The sequence below is a fragment of the Methylophaga sp. F7 genome (assembly GCF_056863975.1).
In genome coordinates, this window is record NZ_CM166511.1 from 829,304 (window position 1) to 849,953 (window position 20,650).

22 protein-coding genes and 1 pseudogene are annotated in these 20,650 nt (G+C 44.9%); 4 read left to right on the top strand and 19 right to left on the bottom strand.

The window, feature by feature from the left end; translation table 11 throughout:
- Positions 1 to 39: 39 nt before the first annotated feature.
- From AC08OG_RS04245 to dapC, 5 genes are all read right to left on the bottom strand, one after another.
- Positions 40 to 327 (bottom strand): hypothetical protein, encoded by a 288-nt coding sequence (locus AC08OG_RS04245; RefSeq protein ID WP_482930094.1) that lies wholly within the window; start codon positions 325 to 327, stop codon positions 40 to 42.
- A 5-nt stretch (positions 328 to 332) separates the two neighbouring features.
- Positions 333 to 1,475 carry a succinyl-diaminopimelate desuccinylase gene (gene dapE, locus AC08OG_RS04250; RefSeq protein ID WP_482930095.1) on the bottom strand — a complete coding sequence of 381 codons (1,143 nt, stop codon included), beginning with the start codon at positions 1,473 to 1,475 and terminating at the stop codon, positions 333 to 335.
- Positions 1,465 to 1,809, bottom strand: coding sequence for an ArsC family reductase (locus tag AC08OG_RS04255; protein ID WP_482930096.1), 345 nt, complete (start codon positions 1,807 to 1,809; stop codon positions 1,465 to 1,467). Before AC08OG_RS04255 ends, dapE begins: the two co-directional genes overlap by 11 nt.
- Before the next feature lie 154 nt (positions 1,810 to 1,963).
- On the bottom strand, positions 1,964 to 2,785 hold the full coding sequence (gene dapD, locus AC08OG_RS04260) for a 2,3,4,5-tetrahydropyridine-2,6-dicarboxylate N-succinyltransferase (protein ID WP_482930097.1): 822 nt from the start codon (positions 2,783 to 2,785) through the stop codon (positions 1,964 to 1,966).
- 16 nt (positions 2,786 to 2,801) lie between these two features.
- Positions 2,802 to 3,998: a succinyldiaminopimelate transaminase gene (gene dapC, locus AC08OG_RS04265; protein WP_482930098.1), complete on the bottom strand. Its 1,197-nt coding sequence runs from the start codon at positions 3,996 to 3,998 to the stop codon at positions 2,802 to 2,804.
- A 74-nt stretch (positions 3,999 to 4,072) separates the two neighbouring features.
- Here dapC and AC08OG_RS04270 point away from each other — a divergent pair, with 74 nt between their 5' ends.
- Both AC08OG_RS04270 and AC08OG_RS04275 read left to right on the top strand, forming a co-directional pair.
- Positions 4,073 to 4,957 (top strand): DMT family transporter, encoded by an 885-nt coding sequence (locus AC08OG_RS04270; RefSeq protein ID WP_482930099.1) that lies wholly within the window; start codon positions 4,073 to 4,075, stop codon positions 4,955 to 4,957.
- Between the two features lie 203 nt (positions 4,958 to 5,160).
- Positions 5,161 to 5,559 carry a VOC family protein gene (locus AC08OG_RS04275; protein ID WP_482930100.1) on the top strand — a complete coding sequence of 133 codons (399 nt, stop codon included), beginning with the start codon at positions 5,161 to 5,163 and terminating at the stop codon, positions 5,557 to 5,559.
- A 659-nt stretch (positions 5,560 to 6,218) separates the two neighbouring features.
- On the opposite strand, the gene ttcA is transcribed toward AC08OG_RS04275, so the two are convergent.
- From ttcA to mobA, 3 genes are read right to left on the bottom strand one after another with little or no spacing between them, the layout of a single operon-like run.
- Positions 6,219 to 7,085, bottom strand: coding sequence for a tRNA 2-thiocytidine(32) synthetase TtcA (gene ttcA, locus AC08OG_RS04280; RefSeq protein ID WP_318988458.1), 867 nt, complete (start codon positions 7,083 to 7,085; stop codon positions 6,219 to 6,221).
- Positions 7,085 to 8,344 (bottom strand): molybdopterin molybdotransferase MoeA, encoded by a 1,260-nt coding sequence (gene moeA / locus AC08OG_RS04285; RefSeq protein ID WP_482930101.1) that lies wholly within the window; start codon positions 8,342 to 8,344, stop codon positions 7,085 to 7,087. The genes ttcA and moeA overlap by 1 nt, the downstream gene beginning before the upstream one ends.
- Positions 8,337 to 9,452: a molybdenum cofactor guanylyltransferase MobA gene (gene mobA / locus AC08OG_RS04290; RefSeq protein ID WP_482930102.1), complete on the bottom strand. Its 1,116-nt coding sequence runs from the start codon at positions 9,450 to 9,452 to the stop codon at positions 8,337 to 8,339. Before mobA ends, moeA begins: the two co-directional genes overlap by 8 nt.
- Before the next feature lie 59 nt (positions 9,453 to 9,511).
- Between mobA and AC08OG_RS04295 the strand changes: the two genes are divergently transcribed.
- Positions 9,512 to 10,135 carry a retropepsin-like aspartic protease family protein gene (locus tag AC08OG_RS04295; protein WP_482930103.1) on the top strand — a complete coding sequence of 208 codons (624 nt, stop codon included), beginning with the start codon at positions 9,512 to 9,514 and terminating at the stop codon, positions 10,133 to 10,135.
- A gap of 93 nt (positions 10,136 to 10,228) precedes the next feature.
- On the opposite strand, the gene folE2 is transcribed toward AC08OG_RS04295, so the two are convergent.
- The 5 genes from folE2 to AC08OG_RS04320 are packed head-to-tail and all read right to left on the bottom strand — an operon-like array spanning position 10,229 to position 14,452.
- Positions 10,229 to 11,038 (bottom strand): GTP cyclohydrolase FolE2, encoded by an 810-nt coding sequence (gene folE2 / locus AC08OG_RS04300; protein ID WP_318988462.1) that lies wholly within the window; start codon positions 11,036 to 11,038, stop codon positions 10,229 to 10,231.
- An 8-nt stretch (positions 11,039 to 11,046) separates the two neighbouring features.
- The gene (queD, locus tag AC08OG_RS04305; RefSeq protein ID WP_292481261.1) at positions 11,047 to 11,427 is read right to left on the bottom strand and encodes a 6-carboxytetrahydropterin synthase QueD; all 381 of its coding nucleotides are present in this window, start codon (positions 11,425 to 11,427) and stop codon (positions 11,047 to 11,049) included.
- A gap of 47 nt (positions 11,428 to 11,474) precedes the next feature.
- Positions 11,475 to 13,298, bottom strand: a complete 1,824-nt coding sequence (gene dxs / locus AC08OG_RS04310) for a 1-deoxy-D-xylulose-5-phosphate synthase (protein WP_482930104.1) — start codon at positions 13,296 to 13,298, stop codon at positions 11,475 to 11,477.
- Between the two features lie 15 nt (positions 13,299 to 13,313).
- A complete protein-coding gene (gene ispA / locus AC08OG_RS04315; RefSeq protein WP_482930521.1) occupies positions 13,314 to 14,180 on the bottom strand; it encodes a (2E,6E)-farnesyl diphosphate synthase in 867 nt (288 codons plus the stop codon).
- A gap of 26 nt (positions 14,181 to 14,206) precedes the next feature.
- A complete protein-coding gene (locus tag AC08OG_RS04320; RefSeq protein WP_292358047.1) occupies positions 14,207 to 14,452 on the bottom strand; it encodes an exodeoxyribonuclease VII small subunit in 246 nt (81 codons plus the stop codon).
- Positions 14,453 to 14,577: 125 nt separating this feature from the next.
- Here AC08OG_RS04320 and ribF point away from each other — a divergent pair, with 125 nt between their 5' ends.
- The gene (gene ribF, locus AC08OG_RS04325) at positions 14,578 to 15,642 is read left to right on the top strand and encodes a bifunctional riboflavin kinase/FAD synthetase (RefSeq protein WP_482930105.1); all 1,065 of its coding nucleotides are present in this window, start codon (positions 14,578 to 14,580) and stop codon (positions 15,640 to 15,642) included.
- Here the strand turns inward: ribF and AC08OG_RS04330 are convergent.
- From AC08OG_RS04330 to AC08OG_RS04355, 6 genes and pseudogenes are all read right to left on the bottom strand, one after another.
- Positions 15,625 to 15,762: pseudogene (locus AC08OG_RS04330) on the bottom strand (putative signal transducing protein); the annotation flags it as partial. The gene ribF and the pseudogene AC08OG_RS04330 overlap by 18 nt on opposite strands.
- A 2-nt stretch (positions 15,763 to 15,764) precedes the next feature.
- Positions 15,765 to 16,811, bottom strand: coding sequence for an META domain-containing protein (locus AC08OG_RS04335; RefSeq protein ID WP_482930106.1), 1,047 nt, complete (start codon positions 16,809 to 16,811; stop codon positions 15,765 to 15,767).
- Between the two features lie 28 nt (positions 16,812 to 16,839).
- Entirely contained in the window at positions 16,840 to 17,253 is a 414-nt protein-coding gene (gene rnk / locus AC08OG_RS04340) for a nucleoside diphosphate kinase regulator (RefSeq protein WP_318988467.1), read from the bottom strand.
- Between the two features lie 168 nt (positions 17,254 to 17,421).
- On the bottom strand, positions 17,422 to 17,667 hold the full coding sequence (locus tag AC08OG_RS04345) for a DUF6868 family protein (RefSeq protein ID WP_318988468.1): 246 nt from the start codon (positions 17,665 to 17,667) through the stop codon (positions 17,422 to 17,424).
- Positions 17,668 to 17,828: 161 nt separating this feature from the next.
- Entirely contained in the window at positions 17,829 to 20,087 is a 2,259-nt protein-coding gene (locus AC08OG_RS04350; protein ID WP_482930107.1) for a lipopolysaccharide kinase InaA family protein, read from the bottom strand.
- Positions 20,088 to 20,310: 223 nt separating this feature from the next.
- Positions 20,311 to 20,643: an SMR family transporter gene (locus tag AC08OG_RS04355; protein WP_014706394.1), complete on the bottom strand. Its 333-nt coding sequence runs from the start codon at positions 20,641 to 20,643 to the stop codon at positions 20,311 to 20,313.
- Positions 20,644 to 20,650: the final 7 nt, after the last annotated feature.

A 20,650-nucleotide genomic window follows, 5' to 3' on the forward strand; every position in this document is an offset into this window, starting at 1 on the left:
TTTTTGAATAGAAAAATGGCATTCAGTCATATTTGAACGCTATGAGAAAATGGGTGGAGCGCGAATCGCGAATGAAAGATAAAAATTTTCAAAACGAGCAGGGAGGGTAACAGAAGACTGAAACTGAAAATATTGTTGCCAGACAGCAATCGTCAGCTGATGGTGGTTATCGGTAGATGGGGTATGACTGACAACATTTAACTGATCACATAATGCTATGTGATCATGAAACGCATGTTCGGCATCATGCCAAACGGCTATGGATTGCATCAGCAATAATGCTGCTGCAAAGAGCCATAACAGATGTTTGGTATGCCGAATTTGCATAGGGATTAGTTCACCAGTAATTCAGTGAGTAGCTGCTGATAAATAGCCGACAATGTATCAAGATCGGCAACTGAAACATGTTCATCAATTTGGTGAATGGTCGCGTTTAACGGACCAAGTTCAATTACCTGTGCTCCAGTTGGCGCGATAAAACGACCATCGGATGTGCCACCAGAAGTGGATAGAGTTGTTTCATAACCGGTTACAGTTTTAACCGCCATCTGTACGGCTTCAAGTAATTTACCGCCTGCTGTACGGAAGGGTTTACCCGATAACACCCAATCCATTTGATATGCCACACCGTGTTTATCGAGAATCGCTTCGACCTGTTCCTGCAGTTCATCGTGAGTCACTTCTGTGGAATAACGGAAGTTAAAAATCATTTCTACTGTGCCGGGAATAATATTGGTCGCACCAGTGCCGCTGTTCAGATTGGATACCTGAAAGCTGGTGGGCGGGAAATCAGCATTACCCTGATCCCATTGCACCGCACATAGTTCAGCCAATGCCGGGGCAAGATTATGTACAGGATTATCTGCCAGGTGAGGATAAGCAATATGGCCCTGCTTGCCTTGTACAGTCAGATAGCCATTTAACGAACCACGGCGACCATTTTTAACCACATCTGCCACTTTGTCAGTGCTGGTTGGTTCGCCGACCACACACCAGTCGATATGATCCTGACGTGCCTGCAATGTTTCAATAACTTTAACGGTACCATCAGTGGCTGGGCCCTCTTCATCGCTGGTCAGTAAAAAAGCAATGCTGCCAGCATGCTGAGGGTGTTCAGCAACAAAACGTTCACAAGCCGTCACCATAGCAGCAATACTGCCTTTCATATCGGCTGTACCGCGGCCATACAAAATGCCGTCTTCAATTTTGGCGGCAAACGGTTCGTGGCTCCATTTATCTACCGGTCCGGTTGGCACAACATCGGTATGTCCGGCAAATACAAATAACGGGCCATTATGTCCCCGCCGGCACCACAGATTATCCACTTCCCCAAAGCGCAGGTATTCAGGATTAAAGCCACTATTCGCCAGCCGTTCTGCCAGCATGATCTGACAACCTTTATCGACAGGGGTGACACTGTCACGTTGAATCAAATCAATGGTGAGCTGGATCGTTTCGGAAAGATTACTTTGCATAGCGCGCCTGAAAATCAGATTCGTTGAAACCTATTGATATGCCGGATGCATCTTCTATAACCGGGCGTTTAATAAGTGTGGGATGCGAGAGCATTAACTCTATAGCAGCTTGTTGATCAAGCTGATCTTTACGCGGGTCTTCAAGCTTGCGCCAGGTTGTGCCCCTTTTGTTGATAAGCTGTTCCCAGCTGACGTAATTCAACCACTGTTGGATGATGGATAGATCCAGACCATCTGTCCGAAAATCATGGAATTGGTATGTAATCTGGTGCTCATCCAGCCAACGTTTGGCTTTTTTGACCGTGTCACAATTTTTAATACCAAACAATTTCATCGTTGCCGTTTCACCTGAAAAAGCCCACAGGGTAGGCGAATTGATGGTAAATGATACAGTATATCAATTGATTTTGCATCATTGGTTTCACTGCCGTTGAGCAGTGGAAAAGGCGGTAACCGCTAAAAAGCCGTTACCGCCAATTACAAACTATTTAGATATCACGCAGTAATTCGTTAATACCGACTTTACCGCGGGTTTTTTCATCAACCTGTTTCACAATAACGGCGCAGTACAGGCTGTATGTGCCATCTTTAGAAGGCAGGTTTCCCGAAACAACTACAGAACCAGCCGGAATACGACCATAGCTGATTTCACCGGTCATGCGGTTGAAAATCTTGGTGCTTTGGCCAATGTAAACACCCATTGAAATCACTGAACCTTCTTCAACGATAACGCCTTCAACCACTTCAGAACGGGCACCGATAAAGCAGTTATCTTCGATGATAGTCGGGCCGGCTTGTAAAGGTTCAAGTACACCACCGATACCTACCCCACCGGATAAATGGACGTTTTTACCGATTTGTGCACAGCTACCAACAGTAGCCCAGGTATCAACCATGGTGCCGGAATCAACGTAGGCACCGATATTAACGTAAGAAGGCATCAAAACAACGCCTGGTGCGATATATGAACCACGACGCGCTGCTGCAGGAGGTACAACACGCACACCGGCAGTATTAAAATCAGCTTCGGTAAAGTTAGCGAATTTTGGTTCAACCTTGTCAAAATACTGTGTTTCACCACCAGACATCGGGCGGTTATCATTCAAGCGGAACGACAATAAAACGGCTTTTTTCAGCCATTGATTGACGACCCATTCACCATTTTGTTTTTCTGCGACCCGTGCTTTACCACTGTCGAGCATTCCCAGAACTTCATTGACGGCATTACGTACTTGCACATCAGCATTGGCTGGGGTGATTTCTGCACGGCGTTCAAATGCCGTTTCGATAATCTGCTGGATATCACTCATCGGTTTCTCCAAATTATTAAGATAAGGTTTCAATATAGTCACGGATCCGCATGGCCGCTTCGACGCACTCATCTTGAGGTGCAACCAATGCCATGCGGATCCGGTTAACGCCAGGATTACCCTGTTTGGTATCTCTGGCTAAAAAACGTCCCGGCAATACGGTGACGTTATATTGATCAAATAAGCCGCGAGCAAAATCGGTATCGGCAATCGGCGTTTCTGCCCATAAATAAAAACTTGCCTCGGGCTGTGTGACATTCATCACCGGTGACAGAATGTCGAGTACGGCTGCGAATTTTTCTCTATACAGGTGCCGGTTGTGTGCTACATGCGCTTCATCTGTCCAGGCAGCAATAGAGGCAGACTGGGTTGATGGTGGCATCGCGCAGCCATGATAGGTACGGTAACGCAGAAAGGATTTCATAACACTGGCATCGCCTGCCACAAAGCCACTTCTTAATCCTGGTGCGTTAGAGCGCTTGGATAAGCTGTGAAAGACCACACAACGGCTTAAATCGGTATAGCCAGCTGCCACAGCTGCTTGTAATAAACCTACTGGTGGTAAGGCTTCATCAAAATAGATTTCGGAATAACATTCGTCAGCCGCGATAATAAAATCATATTCATGGGCCAGTTGAATCAGTTTGGTCAGCGTTTCAGCATCAACAATCGCACCGGTCGGGTTGCCCGGACTGCATAAATATAACAACTGACAGCGTGACCAGACACTCGCGGGAACAGCATCAAAATCGGGTACAAAGCCGGTTTCTTCGGTGCAATTAAGCAGATAGGGTTCTGCTCCGGCCAGAAATGCCGCACCCTCATAGATCTGATAAAACGGGTTGGGCATGACAATAAGTGGATCTTTACGACGATCAATAATCGCCTGAGCAAAGGCAAATAACGCTTCCCGGGTACCATTAACCGGCAGAACCTGCGATAACGGGTCGATATGTCCTGCTAACTGAAATCGTTGATCCAGCCAATTCGCAATGGTATGGCGTAATTCGATACTACCCGCCGTTGTTGGATAGACTGATAAGCCATGCAAATGACTGATGACCGCTTCGGTAATAAAACCGGGAGTGGGATGCTTTGGCTCACCAATGGATAACGAAATATGCGGCAGATCACTCGGCGGCTGGCAACCTTGCTGCAGTTCGGCTAGTTTTTCAAAAGGATAAGGGTGTAAAAGGGCCAGATCTGGAGTCATTAATACATATCGCCGGATAACAAAAATCCGGCCATTATAACGCTTCAACTGACTGTCGTGTTATAAGCATCATTATGAACTCTGTAAATCCTATCGAATCCAAGCTGGCAATCCTTAGTCTGTTATTTGCTGCCACTATGTGGGGCATCATCTGGTATCCCATGCGCCTGTTCGAACAGGCTGGCATGTCGGTGGTCTGGGTAACGTTGATCATGTATTTCACGGCAGGCATCGCCAGTCTGCCGATTTTTATCAAAAACCGTTATCGCTGGAAACATATTCCTGCCGATTTACTTTGGCTGGCCCTGGCGGCTGGTATGACCAATCTCGCTTTTTTAGTCGCGTTGAATGAAGGTCAGGTAATGCGGGTGATGCTGTTGTTTTATTTATCGCCTTTATGGTCAGTGATATTAGGTCGCTGGTGGCTAGGTGAAAAGTTGTCTCTGGCAGCCATTATTATGTTTGTGCTGGCCATGGGGGGCACGATCTTAATGTTATGGCGACCCGAAGTGGGATTTCCATGGCCTCATGGCCTGGCTGATTGGCTGGCCTTGTTTGCCAGTCTGTGTTTTGCGGTAAATAATGTGTTAAGCCGTAAGCTGGCTGCAGTGCCAATGGCTTTAAAAACCACTATTATTTTGTGGGGAGTGGTCGCTGTATCAATAGTCGTTTTGCTATTACAGCAGGCTTCCTTACCCTCAGTGGGTCTATCTGTATGGCTAAGTGCTGTTTTGGTGGGGGGCGGAATTATCATCGCCATGACAATGACAGTTCTATATGGTCTGGCCAGAATGCCGGTCTATCTGGCAGCAGTTATCATGTTGTTTGAATTGATTGTTGCCGCGATTTCCTCAGCTTTACTCACTACAGAAATGATGACCGTTCAGGAATGGCTGGGTGGGGCATTTATTTTTGTTGCTGCATTTGGAATTGCTCAGGTTGAAAAAGCCAATCGCTAATCCTTTGGCCAATTTATCGTGATTAAGCACTGTTGTTTCACCCGTCAATTTGGGACTGTTTTCCGCACTATTGTGTTGGAAATGAATTATGTAGAATGGTTACATCACGCCGATAGGTCTGGTTGAAAGAAACGACTCTGCTTAGTGGAGACTCTAAAAGAGCAACAGCCCTTGGTTTTTATTTTAATTTGCAGGAATTGTTTATGATTAAGTCTATAGCTCATGCCAGTTTTCTGGTGGCTGATTTAGCTACGTCGCTGAAGTTTTACCGTGATGTCTTGCAAATCCCTCTCAATCCGAATCGCCCTAAATTTGCCTATGATGGCGCATGGTTGGATTTGGATAACAAACAACAATTACATTTGATGGTATTACCCAATCCTGATTCGAAAGATGGTCGTCCGGAACATGGAGGGCGGGATCGTCATGTAGCACTGCTGGTCGAAGATCTTGAAGTACTTGCCGAACGTCTTGAACAGGCAGGTGTTGAATTTTCACGAAGCAAGTCCGGTCGGGCTGCTTTTTTTGCCGTGACCCAGATGGCAATGCACTGGAATTTGCAGAAGATTTTACTCCGCCACTCAAGTAACTCAGGCATTTAAAAGAGACAATCAACGGCTTAGCGACTTACTCACATTTTCTGTGGATAAGTCTGTGGTTAACATTGGTGAAAATCGCTAAGTCGTTAATATGTAACAGTGCTATTCAAAATGGTTAAAATTTAACCATTTTAAAAATATTAGTAAAATCATATAGTTATGCAACAATTTTGTATATTCAACAACTTAGCCAAACTTGTTGTAACAGCACTGTAACAATTTAGGAAAAAGTGAATAACTTAATGTATTTCGAAGTATTAAAAATCAAATACTGTGCCAGGAAAAAAATATTTTGTTTTTCCTAGCAGGCAAATTTAAATCGTAAAGCTACTTGGTTCTGTTCATTGTTCATTATTTGAAATATTCATTTTTAAGATGTAAAAGTCTACTAGTCAATTAGTTAAAAGTGATGATCAATGGCTTAGCGACTTACTCACAATTTCTGTGGATAAGTCTGTGGTTAACATTGTTGAAAATCGCTAAGTCATTATTATTTAACAGCGCTACACAAAATGGTTAAAATTTAACCATGTTTTAAAGTCATTAAGAATCAATGAGTTATAATTGTTTTGTGTGCATTCAACGACTTAGCGAAGTATGTTGTAAGAGCACTGTAACAATCCAGTGAAAGGTGCATAACTTTATGCTGTAGATATTAAAACTTAGACCCGCGCTAAAGCAGGGAAGGTTTTTTCGTCATAGCTTGAATCTTCATCACCCGTTGGTTCGAGGCGAAATTGCTCAAGTCCCTTAAAATCAAATAGTTGCTGATCTGCCAATTGGGATGGAGCCAAATTCTGGATGCTACGGAAAATATTCTCAATACGACCGGGATGCTGTTTCTCCCAGGTTTGCAGCATTTCCTTAATCACCTGGCGTTGCAGATTTTCTTGAGAGCCACATAAATTACACGGAATGATAGGAAAGGCTTTAGCTTCAGCATAGCGTGTGATATCCGACTCTTTGGCATAACAGAGCGGCCGGATAACAATATTGGTTTTATCATCACTCAGCAGCTTGGGCGGCATGGCTTTGGTCTTACCGCCATAAAACATATTTAAAAACAGCGTTTCAATAATATCGTCACGATGATGACCTAAAGCAATTTTGGTGATGCCATGCTGACGCGCATAACCGTATAAAGAGCCGCGACGCAGTCTCGAACAAATACCACAGGTGGTTTTGCCTTCAGGAACCACTTCCTTAACAATGCTGTAAGTATCTTTTTCGATAATATGAAATGGTACCCCGATTTTACTGAGATACTCAGGTAATACATTCTCCGGAAAACCGGGTTGTTTTTGATCCAGATTCACCGCAATCAACTCAAAATCAATTGGTGCGTGATCGCGTAAATTCAGCAAAATATCCAGCATGGTGTAGCTGTCTTTGCCGCCTGACAGGCATACCATGACTTTATCACCATCCTGAATCATGTCGTAATCAGCAATTGCCTGGCCGACCTGGCGGCGTAGCCGTTTATGTAATTTGTTGAATTCGTGTTGTTGTTTCAATTGATTTTCAGACATCAGATCAGACCTGCGAAGGGTTGCACGGTGACAGATTGACCGGCAGCCACACCGTCACAATCTTCATCCAGTAATATAAAACAGTTGGCATGACTCATGGAATGCAGAATTCCGGAGCCTTGCTCGCCGGTCATCGTAACTTCCAATTGATTGGCAGAATTACTGCGTAATAATCCACGTTGAAATTCGAAACGACCGGGACGCTTACGAATATTCTCAGCTGCAATCGCCTGCAATACCATTGGCGCGTGATAAATGGCACCCGCCAACTTCTGTAAAGCAGGTTGAACAAACTGATAGAAAGTTACCATCACCGAAACCGGATTACCGGGCAGACCGAAAAAATGAGCATCTGCAATTTTGCCATAAGCAAGCGGCCTTCCGGGTTTCATTGCGATTTTCCAGAAATGCACTTCGCCGAGTTCATCCAGTAATTGCTTAACATAATCGGCTTCACCCACTGACACACCGCCAGAGGTAATCACCACATCGGCTTCCTTGGCGGCCTGCAACAAAGCTTCACGTAATGTGTCGGGATTATCGGTAACTACTCCCATATCAATGATTTCAGCATCCAGACGTGTCAGCATGGCATGCAACGTATAACGGTTACTGTCATAAATATCGCCGGGATTCAATGTTTCGCCAAGCGAACGTAGTTCATCACCAGTAGAAAAAAATGCCACCCGAATTCGACGACGAACCTTTAATTCTGCAAATCCCAAAGATGCCAGTAAGCCTAAATCAGCTGCGGTAATTCGACGTCCTGCAGTAAGCACTACCGCGCCGGTCTGAATATCCTCTCCGGCGAGTCGTACATTTTCGCCGCTATGATGTTCCCCGTGCAGCGTTATCAGATCATTATCAACTTCTGCTTGTTCCTGCATGATGACCGTGTCACAACCCTCGGGCATCATTGCACCAGTCATGATTCTTACACATTCACCGGTATGTACGGTTTTGTCGAAAGGTTTGCCAGCAAAGGCACTGCCCACCCGCTTTAATGAGATGGATTCATGCTTCAAATCTTCGCCACGTACCGCATAACCATCCATTGCCGAATTAGCATGCGGAGGGACGGATAGCGGTGAAATCACATCTTCATGTAATACCTGTCCCAGCGCCTCGCGCAATGCGACTTTCCGCCAGCAGCTGATTGCTGTGATCTGCTGCAGAATTTTCTGTCTGGCGTCTTCCACCCTCAGAGTGCTAACGGGTTCAGGAGTGGCGCAGCTTGGTTGGGGCGTAAAGTCAGTCATGGTGGTATTGCCGAATATAGTTGTTTATAAAGTTCAGGGTGGCGTCCAAATCGTTTAAATTCAATACAGGTATTTGAGGTTCAATTAGCAGTTCGGAGTCAGTGGCAATGGCAATAATATTGGCATCCTCCGGAAACAACAGAGGTTTACCAATGCTGGCGCGATGTAATTCCAGCTTTGGTATTGCTTCCTGTTTAAAGCCTTCAACCAGAATCAAATCCAAGTTCTCTAAATCCAGACGCGCCAGACAGTCGGATAAAAGTGGTTCTTTTTGTCCATTTTCATTGGTTTGCATCAGTGCCAGTAGTTTTCTGGAGGCCACTAGTACCTGACTGGCACCTGCTTCACGAATTCGGTAACTGTCTTTACCGGGCTGATCGATATCAAATAGATGATGCGCATGTTTTATAACCGCTAAGCGTATTCCGGCAGAGCGAAGTTTAGGAATCAACTGGGTGAGTAAGGTGGTTTTGCCTGTGCCACTAAAGGCGGCAATTCCCAGCAATGGTACTGAACAGGACAAGGCAGGTGATTTCAGGTCTTCCGGATGATTAAAATTGGTGAAACTCTCTGGTTGGTCAGAAAAATCTACTTCAATCATTCCCTGCTGCTTAAACCAGCGATCAATCTTTCTTTCCCCGGCAGCGAGATACTTCTGTAAATCCTCTTCCAGTTCACAGTGTAATAATGAAAATACTGGTTGAATACGTTGACCATCAGTGGCGACAGCGATTTTTTTCCCTGAGCGCAGCAAACTTTCCAGCATGCGTTGCCGTAACTTCGGACTGGGAGAGGGGCTGTCACAGGGAGCAGTCAGAATATAATCGGTGGTTGCCATTTGCATTCCGGCCAGCATGCCAGCCAATGGTCCTTGAAAGCCGGAAAGCGAATCGCTAATGACAGGATAGCCAAATTGTTGATAACGCTCTATATTACGATTAGCGTTGATTAGCAACTGCTCAACCTGAGGTGCAAGATGATGAATGACATGCGCAATCAGCGGCTGATTTAGGTAAGGTATCAGGCCCTTGTCATTACCGCCCATACGGCGTGCTTCGCCACCGGCGAGAATGATGCCGGTCACGGTAGGGTAAGTTGATTCAGTCATGCTGTTTGCAGTTAATGGCTTTTTGTTGAGTGGGTACAATGCATAAATTAACGATATCAATGTTCATTATACTGTGTATTCCACAGAACGTATGGTCACAGGATTTGCAGATTCTGGTTATGGGGCTATATCGCGACCATGCAGTGTTGGAAATTAATCGGCAGCAACATTTTTTATCTGTTGGACAGCGAACTCCGGAAGGAGTGACCTTAATCAGCGCAAACAGCAATCAGGCAATATTGGATATTGCAGGCAGACAGGGTGTGTTTGAACTGAATAACCGGGTGGGTGCTATGTATTCGGCCCCTGTTGCAATGCCTGTAGTGAGTATATGGCCGACCAATGGTATGTATTTGACCAGTGGTTCAGTCAATGGATATACAGTAGATTTTATGGTGGATACTGGAGCATCAGTCATTGCTTTAAATGGTGAGACTGCAAAGCGTTTAGGTGTAGATTATCTTAGCGCGAACCAGATTGGTGTTAGAACTGCTTCCGGTGTTGAACTTGCTTACAGTATCGAATTGGAGTCAGTACAACTAGGTGATATTTCACTGGAAAATGTTGCGGCTGTAGTAATCGATGGGCCAGAACCACAACGGGCTTTGCTGGGAATGAGTTTTCTGAATGCGTTTGATATGGAACGCAAAGGCGAACGGTTGGATTTACGCCAAAAATTCTAGGGCTTGTTTATCTTGGAAAGAGCACAAGCTCAAATAAAAAAGCCAGTTGTGAAGTGACAACTGGCTTAATTAGTAAGGTTCATCTTCAATAAATCAATCAAAACCCTGGGTGATCAACGCATAAGCTGAATGATTATGAATCGATTCAAAGTTTTCGGATTCAACTGTATAGGCTTTGATACGGGTATCGGCATTTAAACGCGCTGCAACGTCTCGTACCATATCTTCCACAAATTTCGGATTGTCGTAAGCATGCTCGGTGACATATTTTTCGTCAGGACGCTTCAACAAACCGTAGATTTGGCAGGATGCTTCGTCTTCTACCAGATCAATCAAATCTTCAATCCAGATGAAGCTATCTGTTTTCACGGTTAATGTGACGTGTGAACGCTGATTATGTGCACCGTAATCCGAAATGTTTTTCGAACATGGGCACAAGCTGGTAACCGGCACAATGACTTTGACGGTCATGCTGGTTTTCTTGGCAACAATTTCACCAATAAAACTCACTTGATAATCCATCAGACTGCGGACTTTTGAAATCGGTGCTTCTTTATTTACAAAATAGGGGAAGCTCATTTCAATGTATCCGGATTCAGCATCCAGACGCTCAGTCATTTCGCCCAACATGGTATGAAATGATTTAACGGTAATTTCACGTTCATGTTGATTAAGGATCTCAACAAAACGTGACATATGTGTACCTTTAAACTGATGTGGCAGATTCACATACATATTGAAATTGGCAACAGTGTGTTGTTCACCGGTAGTGCGATCACTGACCACAACAGGATGGCGAATATCTTTGATGCCAACTTTATCAATCGCAATGTGACGTTTATCTTTGATGTTCTGAACGTCTTCGATTTCTGCTGCAGCTTTTGGCTTGTTTTGATCGGTCATGATTCGGGTTAATCCTCACTATATTTGACACAGGCACGGTCTGTTTCCCATACCGTGACACCAGAGACTCTGGCTGTGTCGTTGTTTAGCGTATCGCTAAGGCGCTGGTAAAAAAACTGGGCGATATTTTCTGCCGTAGGATTAATCTCATCGAACGGGGGAATATCATTCAGATAACGGTGATCCAGTGTTTTTGCTAACTCACGAGTCGCCGTTTTAATAGTTTTAAAATCCATGCCCATACCATGCTGGTTAAGTGCATTGGCAGTGACTTCGACTTCAAGTTTCCAATTATGGCCATGCATGCGACGGCAATCCCCAGGATAGTCCCTAAGGGTATGTGCAGAGGCAAAATCAGCCAGAATTTTTAAGGTATAGGTGGCGCTCATAATGTTGACTATTATACTCGGGAATTAGCCTATCGAACAGGCTATTATTACGCAAAATAACGATTGATGGTATCGATAATGCCACTTGCATCCAGCCCACAGGCACTCAGCATCTGGCCATGATCACCATGCTCAATGAAGTGGTCGGGCAAGCCCATCATCCGCAAATGTGTCTCTGTACCCTGCTGTTGGAAATATTCATTTACCGCGCTACCGGCTCCGCCCATCAGTGCATTTTCTTCAATAGTAATAATCAATTCATGACTGGCTGCAATTTCATCCAGTAGCGCGGTATCCAATGGTTTAACAAAACGCATATTCACCACTGTGGCATTAATTTGCTCTGCAGCGTCAAGTGCTGCATGCAGTAAGGTACCAAAAGCCAGAATAGCGGTCTTTTTGCCTGTCCGACAGGTTTGTGCTTTACAGATGGGCAAGCTATCCAGTTGTGGTTCAATTGCTGTACCGTTGCCACAACCGCGAGGATAACGCACTGCAGCAGGGCCATCATGATGATATCCGGTAGTCAACATTTGCCGACATTCGTTTTCATCACTGGGTGTCATTATCAGCATATTCGGAATACAACGCAGATAACTTAAATCAAAACTACCGGCGTGTGTTGGCCCATCAGCGCCTACCAAACCCGCTCTATCAATAGCAAATAACACCGGCAGGTTTTGCAGAGCCACATCATGAATCAATTGATCATAAGCGCGTTGTAGAAATGTTGAATAAATGGCAACTACCGGTTTTTTGCCTTCACAAGCAATACCTGCCGCTAACGTTACTGCATGTTGCTCTGCAATGCCGACATCAAAATATCTTTCTGGAAACCGTTCAGCAAAAGCATTCAGACCGGATCCTTCACACATAGCGGGTGTAATCGCAATCAGATCTTCAGAAACTGCTCCCATATCACACAGCCATTGACTGAATACTTGGGTAAAGGTTGGACCGGATTTTTTATTACTATTGGCAGGACTCACACCATGATATTTACAGGGTTGCTGCTCAGCAGGTTCGAAGCCTTTACCTTTTTTGGTCACAATATGCAGGAACTGAGCACCTTTGCTGTTGCGCAGATTACTTAACGTGGTAATTAAGGTGTCAAGATCATGCCCGTCAATCGGGCCAATATAATTGAACCCCATCTCTTCAAATAACGTACCTGGCACCATCATACCTTTAACGTGTTCTTCGGTACGTCTTGCGAACTCCCACGCAGGCGGAATTTTTTCCAGCATTTTCTTGCTGCTTTCGCGGGCAGAGCGATAAAAACGACCAGAAAGTAGCCGAGCTAAATAATTGGCCATGCCACCGACATTTTTGGATATCGACATTTCATTGTCATTCAGTACGACCAGCATGTCAGCATTCAGATCACCGGCATGAGCTAACGCTTCGTATGCCTGACCTGCGGTCAGTGCACCATCACCGATAATGGCCACAGAACGACTTGGTGAGCCGCTGGCCCGAGCGGCTATCGCCATGCCTAAAGCGGCGCTGATTGATGTACTGGAATGACCGACGCCAAAGCTGTCATAGTCACTTTCGCTGCGCTTGGGAAAACCGGAAAGTCCTCCGGGTTGACGCATGGTATGCAGTTGGTCTCGACGCCCTGTCAGGATTTTATGGGCATAACTCTGGTGTCCAACATCCCAGACCAAATGGTCTTCAGGGGTGTTAAACACATAGTGCAGAGCCAATGTCAGCTCGACAACCCCCAAATTTGACGAAATATGTCCACCTGTTTGTTGAATCTGATCAATTATTAATTCGCGGATCTCAATCGCTAATTGATCCAATTGTTTACGTTCTAATTGACGTAATTGGGCGGGGGAGTCGATTTGTGCAAGTAAACTTGTCATGTTAAATCAGTGTGATTAAAAGGTTCGTTGCACGACAAACGTTGCCAGTGCCCGCAGAGCTAAACATTCATTTCCCAGATTATCCAATGCTGTCAATGCCTCTTTCACCAGCATCTGCGCCTTTTGCTGGGCGGCTTCAAGTCCCATTAAAGCGGGGTAGGTAGGTTTGTTTCGAGCAATATCCGCACCTTGTTGTTTTCCCAAGGTAGCAGTATCTGCGATCACATCCAACACATCATCCTGCACCTGGAACGCCAGGCCAATAGCTGCGGCATAATCATTAAGATATTTTAAATCCATCGAACTGTAATTTTTACCACAGTAAGCTCCCAGCAAAACACTGGCTTGGATCAATGCGCCGGTTTTCAATAAATGCATGGCTTCCAGATCTGTTTGGTTAAGTTGTTTACCCACCGAAGCCAGATCGATGGCTTGGCCACCGGCCATTCCCATGACACCGGAAGCATGCGCCAGGCATTTAACCATAGCGATTTGCTGATTTGCCGGCAAAGCGTTTTCTGTCAGACATTCAAACGCCAGACTTTGCAATGCATCGCCTACTAATAAAGCAGTTGCTTCATCATAGGCTTTATGACAAGTGGGTTTACCGCGGCGCAAATCATCATCATCCATCATTGGCATATCATCATGAACTAGTGAATAAGCATGAATCATCTCAACTGCGCAGGCCGCTGAATCCAAGGTATCAGGATCGGCATTAAATGCCTCACCTGTTGCATAAACCAACATGGCCCGGAGACGTTTCCCACCGTTTAACGTTGCATAGTGCATGGCTTCAGATAACCGTGCAGCAGCGATGACGTTTTGATTGGGTAATCGTTGTTGCAAAGCCAGGCTGATGCGTTGCTGGTGCGAGGACATCCAGTCAGAAAGCAAAAACGTTTTTGTCACGATGCCTCGGAGTCTGGATCAAAATCCACTAAAGCAGACTGGCCGGATTGCTGTAATAACATTTGTACTTTTTGTTCCGCAGCTTGTAATGCTTCCTGACAATCACGGGTAAGTAATACACCACGTTCATAAAGTTTTAATGATTCTTCAAGGCTGATATCGCCTTTTTCCAAGCGTTCTACCAGCGATTCAAGTTCACTGACTGCCGCTTCATATTCAAGTTTTTTGCGTTTTGCCACCATATTGGCCTCTGTACAAATCTCGCGTTAACGAAACATTATAAGTTAATCGAAGCTTACATGCCCGCTGGAATGTTTGCTAATTTCCCGTTAGTCTGTTGTGTTTTCCTTTTACACTGAACTATCTCATGCCGAAAATCATCCGCGGCTTATACAATTTGCCAGATCCTGCACAAGGATGTGTGGCGACGATTGGTAACTTTGATGGTGTACATCTGGGGCACCAGGCTGTATTGACACAATTGGCAATGAAAGCGGATATGCTTAATTTGCCTGCGGTGGTCATCACCTTTGAACCGCAACCGTTTGAATTTTTTGTTCCTGAAAAGGCGCCAGCCAGATTATCGCGGTTTCGTGAAAAGATTGAGGCGCTTCGAGCCTATTCAATCCAGAAACTCTGTGTGTTGCGGTTTAATCGTCAATTAGCCGAAATGCAGGCCGAAACCTTTATCCAGAAATTATTAGTTGAAGGTCTGAATGTACGCTACCTGGTTGTTGGTGATGATTTTCGTTTTGGTAAAGATCGACAGGGTGACTTTGCATTATTGCAGCGGGTAGGCAAACAGCATGGTTTTCAAGTTGTAAACATGCATACTTTCGCCATTGATGATATGCGGGTCAGCAGTACCCGGATTCGCGAAGCGTTGCAGGATGGTGACTTGGCAGTGGCCGAGAAGTTATTAGGTCGTCCTTACCGGATGAGTGGCAGAGTAGCGCATGGTGATAAACGTGGCCGTAAAATGGGATATCCGACAGCCAATATTCATTTGCATCGAGCAAAAGTACCGTTAAACGGTGTCTATGCCGTACAACTTTATGGCATTGATGAAGAGCCGGTAAATGGTGTGGCCAATATTGGTGTCAGGCCAACTATTTCAGGCAGCGATAAGGCGCTACTTGAAGTACACCTTTTTGATTTCAAACGTGATATCTACGGTGAGCATGTACAGGTTTATTTTCTGAAAAAACTGCGTGAAGAACAGAAATTTGCCAGTCTGGAACAGCTGATTGAACAGATCCATATCGATTCTGCGCAGGCTAAAAGCTTTTTTCAGACTAGGGCTTGTTTATCTTTAAGAGCCGTCGTCTTCGCCACTGGCAAACTTACCGGCGTCATAATCCCGAATCAGTTTTTCTGCCGCTTCAATATCGTCATTATTTACCAATACATGGGCGAAATCACTGGCAGGTAAGTCGCCTACCGCGCCCTGCAGATAATGTCCTGCAACATGTGATTCTATGCCATTCGCATCCAGCAAGCCTGCAACAATATGGGCTTCTAGAATATTAGATCCGCGAAAGATTAACTTCATGGTTATGGCAGATGCACTGCTTCAAATCGGGCCATCACATTACCTTCTACATCAGCCAGCTCAAGATGTTGTCCTTCAATTTGCCAATAACGCACTTTTTCCAACATGAAATGCACCGCCTGTGCGGTTTCCATGCCCTGATTACAGGCCATCATCGTGCTGGCAATACGACTGAATTTCAGCTTGTCTTCACGAAGTTGATAAGTCCCCATTATTCGATTACAGCCATCCGATCCTGATAGACGATTCTCTTCAGTGGCCAAAACTAGCGAAGGTTCACGCTGATCCTGATAAACCTCAATGGGCTCATCATTCAATCGGGTCAGCTTCCAGTAAGTATTCAGCAAACTTTCATTGAAGCCTAATTGACCGCAGGTTTCTCCCGGCCATATATCATCGGCCTTTGTGACAATCAACGTTGGCTGCAATATTCCAGTATCGCTATTTGCTCTTGGCTCAAGGTAACCGGTTGCTTCCACTAATATTGGTTGATTAGGCGCTTCGATATATTCCAGATACAGCGATTCCAGTGCTGCGTTATCCGCTTCCTGGGCTACGAACCAACGCTGACCGGTAAGGCATTCAGTAAAGACTCCGCTATCGGCCATATAATTGTACATACCATTAAACTGCATGTTCGGATAGACCGCATAAAAATCTTTGTCGCGTTGAAGTTCATAATTCAAAGGGCTGTTAATCAAGACATACTCCTGATCCATAAGATGGATGTTGCCATCTTCTTCAATCTGGAAAGCTGTTTGCTGAGGATCGTCCGAAAGCAATCTCAACTGATCCGAATTTTGCTGCCATTGACCCAGTTGATAAAAGATCGAATTTTCGCCCGCACCCTGATAATGCATCTGCAGATAATAGCTTTTATCTGCGAATAAATTGAGACGATAATCAACACCCGGGCAGTCAGCGCAGGGCAAAGTGCCGCTGTAACTGGCTGGAAAATCTTCGATAATCACATGACGTTCATCAGCTTCTTCACTACTGCAAGCACTGAAAAACAAAATCGACAACAGGGCCAGCCACTTTTTAAACATATTAAACTCCAGATGCATTTGATCAGAGTTATCGGTGATATTCACCTGCACGCTCCGGTTGATATTCTATGGCTTCAATTCTGACCTGTAACATTCCACCCTGACCATCCTGCCAGTCAATTTCATCGCCTTCTTTTAATCCCAGCATGGCACTGCCGACCGGCGCTAAAATTGAGATGGTGTTACCTGAGTCATCCATATCTTTTGGATAGACCAATTTCAGCGTAAAAGTTACCCCAGTAGAGATAACTGAAAATTTTACCTGAGAATTCATTGTCACCACATTGGCCGGAATCTGTTCTGGAGCAACCAACTCTGCACGCTCGAGTTCGGTTAACAAAGCTGATTTGATATTTGTCGCAATGCCTGGTGTGGCCCGCAATAAACTGTCGATACGGCTGTAATCGAGTTCAGAAATAATAATGTCAGGTTGTGAATTCACAATAAACTCCATTGAACAAATTTATTCACGCACAAAAGCTACCGGCATGTTTTGACGGCATCAGTTGAGATGAAATTGGGGAAAATAATTGGTTATCTGGGCCTGTTGCTCTTGCATAGCCACCACAACTGTTGAAGTTGAACGATCAACAGTGCTTAACAGGCCAACTTATGATGGCACAAATTTCAAGCTAATATAAGGTGCCAGCAAAAACAAAAAAATGGCTAATTTATAAACCATCATGCCCAGATAATGCAGTTGTGAGAATTGCTCTCGACTTAGTGTGAACCAGCGAGTGTGCAGTTGATAAATTTTATCACTGCCTAAAGCATAAAGCGTAAACCAGAATATTAATGCCAGATAGTTGAGGACAGTCGTCCATCCCAAAATAAAGGTAACATTTTCCAGCGTCATTGCAGGTTCTCCTTATTAGCAGAACTCTAGGGCTTGTTGACCTTTCAGAGCCACAACAGAGGCGGCTATGTAAGATCAACAAGCCCTAGGGTCTATTGATCTTTAATGATCAATAGACCTTAATCTACGCCGAGTTGCACCTGAATAAAAGTTATCGGCTTTTAACGGTTGCCACGCAGTTTGTTGATCAGGCGTTTAATAGCCTTGCGTCCATAGCGACGTTTAAATTTAACTTTAAAATCATAAAGATAAAAAGGTAAACGGCAACGGAAGTTAAACGGCAATTTATACTTGGTATGTTGAAGATAATGCCCAACCAATTTTTCCCGTCCTGACCAGTGCAGTTTGTTGCATATCCGAGTGAGATCCGACAAACGCTCGGATAGTGTCGCATTACGGTTGAAAAAACGCGCCCTGTTGATATCGATAAGCGTAAAGCCCAGTTTGTCACCTGCTTGTTTTTTTATCAGGATATTCCCGCCAGCCAAATCCCGGAAAAACACGCCACGCCCATGCAACTCCAACAGGAATTGACTGAGTTGCTCGTATAAATCGTCTTCTCTGACACCTTGGTATTCGGTTGCACCTTCATTAAATGCTGTCAAAATATCTCTGGCGGAAAAGTCATGATCAACCATGTCGCAAAGATAATAGTTTTCAATCAGTGTTTTATCATCTGCCTGTTCAAAGTAGGCGATAGGCAGAGCCGTGGGAATTCCTCGGCGTAATAATTCGGCTGCGGCATTCCAACTGCGTCTGGACTTACAGGGTTTAAATTTATCAAGCAGCCGTTTATGTGCTGGCATACGCAATGGTTTTTTAGCGACAACGGTCTGATCCAGCAGATTATCGATACGCCAGATAACATTACGGGCTTTGCGTAAAGTGTTTGCTTCGGTTGCTTTGGGAAGATAGGCCGGGTGTAGCTTCAGTTTCAGCTCTTCTGCCTGTGAAGCATTTTCAGCAATCAGTACCCCTTTCCAGCCATCCTGCTCAAATCCGTACAGATTTTTACCAGAGGCATGACGATATAATGATATGCGTTCCCGGGCCTTCGGACTTGCTTTCAACTGAATTTTTGTATCAGCTGACCAGCACAGGAATACGGGAGTTTCGGTTACAAACTCGGGTTTTTCACTGACAATCGTTCCATCACGGGAAATAACCTCAACATCCTCGAGTTGTGCAGGAGCATATAAGGCATGCATTGGCATTGCCTGACCGTTGGCGGTCCATAACACATGGATTAATTTATCGTTGCTGCGAAATGCATGAACTTCAATGGCTTCAGCCGTTGCCAATGGCCCTTCATACAAACTGCCTGGGATCAATCGGATAAAATTCTGCATCGCATAAAATGATGGACGTAGGCGGAAATCCTCGCGTTTTCCCAGTACTGAACGGTAATGCGTAATGCGTTCCAGCTCGGGGTAAAGCTCATAACCGTCATCAATCAGTCCTTCACGATGACAAATGAACGGTCCCCAATAAGCCTGCTGCATCGCACCGGAAGCAGCGAGTAAAGTGAGGTAACGACTTAAATAATCTGCTTGCTTTTCTTCGCCGTTAACCAAGACTCGCCGAATTCTTGGCAAAGTCCAGAAAGCTGCTGGCGATATAAATTCGTTTACTCCAAAATCATTGCTGATCTTTTTCAGAATCCGTGCTTTTTTCACCAGATTCACTTTCAAACGCATGGCGAGTTTAGTGCCAAAAATACGATGGTCAAAGCGTTCCGGTTCGGTCACCCGCTCACTGAACATATTATTGGTGTGGATGTCCGGTAATTGATTATCACGGCGTAAGCGGGTTAATACGGCAATGTTATGCAACGGTTCAAAATCAGAAATATTCGGTCCGGCAATCTTGATATGACGGGATTTTATTTCTTCATAGGCAATACGCCAGGCATTAAAAAAACTTTCGGTGTCATAACCCGCCCAGCGACGACGGTTGCTGGTTGAGCCCACCTCAATTGCTGTGACTCGTGATCCAAAACGGCTGGCAGCTGTTTGCACAAATTCACGCCAGCGCAGTTGTGCGCTGCCGGTTTTCATTTGTTGAGCTTCGGTAAAAGGCTGAACCAGATGCAATAGCACTTTGATATCGGTCGCCAGTAACCGTTCCAGCAACCGTGTTACCGGACCACCTTCATCACCATATGTGTAATCGAGACGGACCTGTTTAATCTGCAGCTCAGCGAGTTGATGCAGAATATAATCATCGACAGCAGGATCCTCGGAGGTGGTTACGCCCACACCGACAAAATCGTCCGGGACGATATGTTGGGCTTTTGGTAAATGTCCATCAGGCAACGCCAGCCGGCCAGCAAATACATAACGTAATGCATGACCCAATGAATTTGCATCCATTAACGGACCGTTTTCAATTTTATTTTGCGATGGGTCTGACGAGCTCATAAAAAATCCGAAAAAGTTATGCCCTGCATTGGGCTTTTTTAAAGCAGAAAAAATCATCATGCTTGGGCTTGTTTCATAGCCACCACTGTTGGAAGCTTATTTCGTACAAGAGGGCGTGAGGTGTTGTTATTCTACATAAGTCATTTCCAACGCAGTAGGGTGGATATGGCTCCAAACCTGCTGGAAACTCTCTCCTCAATCAAGGCGGACTGACTTGAGGAGTTTAATGCGTCAAGCTACTGGAAAATACATTTAACACCACTACGCCGCCTAAAATCATTGAAATGCCAATGATGGCAGGGGTGTCCAGTTTCTGACTAAACACAATCCAACCTATTAAAGCGATTAATACCACCCCAATCCCTGCCCAGATCGCATAGGCGATACCGACAGGAATGACTTTTAACGATAAAGCTAAAAAGTAAAAAGCGACGATGTAACCTACGATAACAGCTACTGATGGCCAGAACCGGGTAAAACCCTCAGAAGCTTTGAGAAAGCTGGTACCGAAAACCTCGGCAAGAATAGCAATACTTAATAATAACCATTTAGACATGTCATGG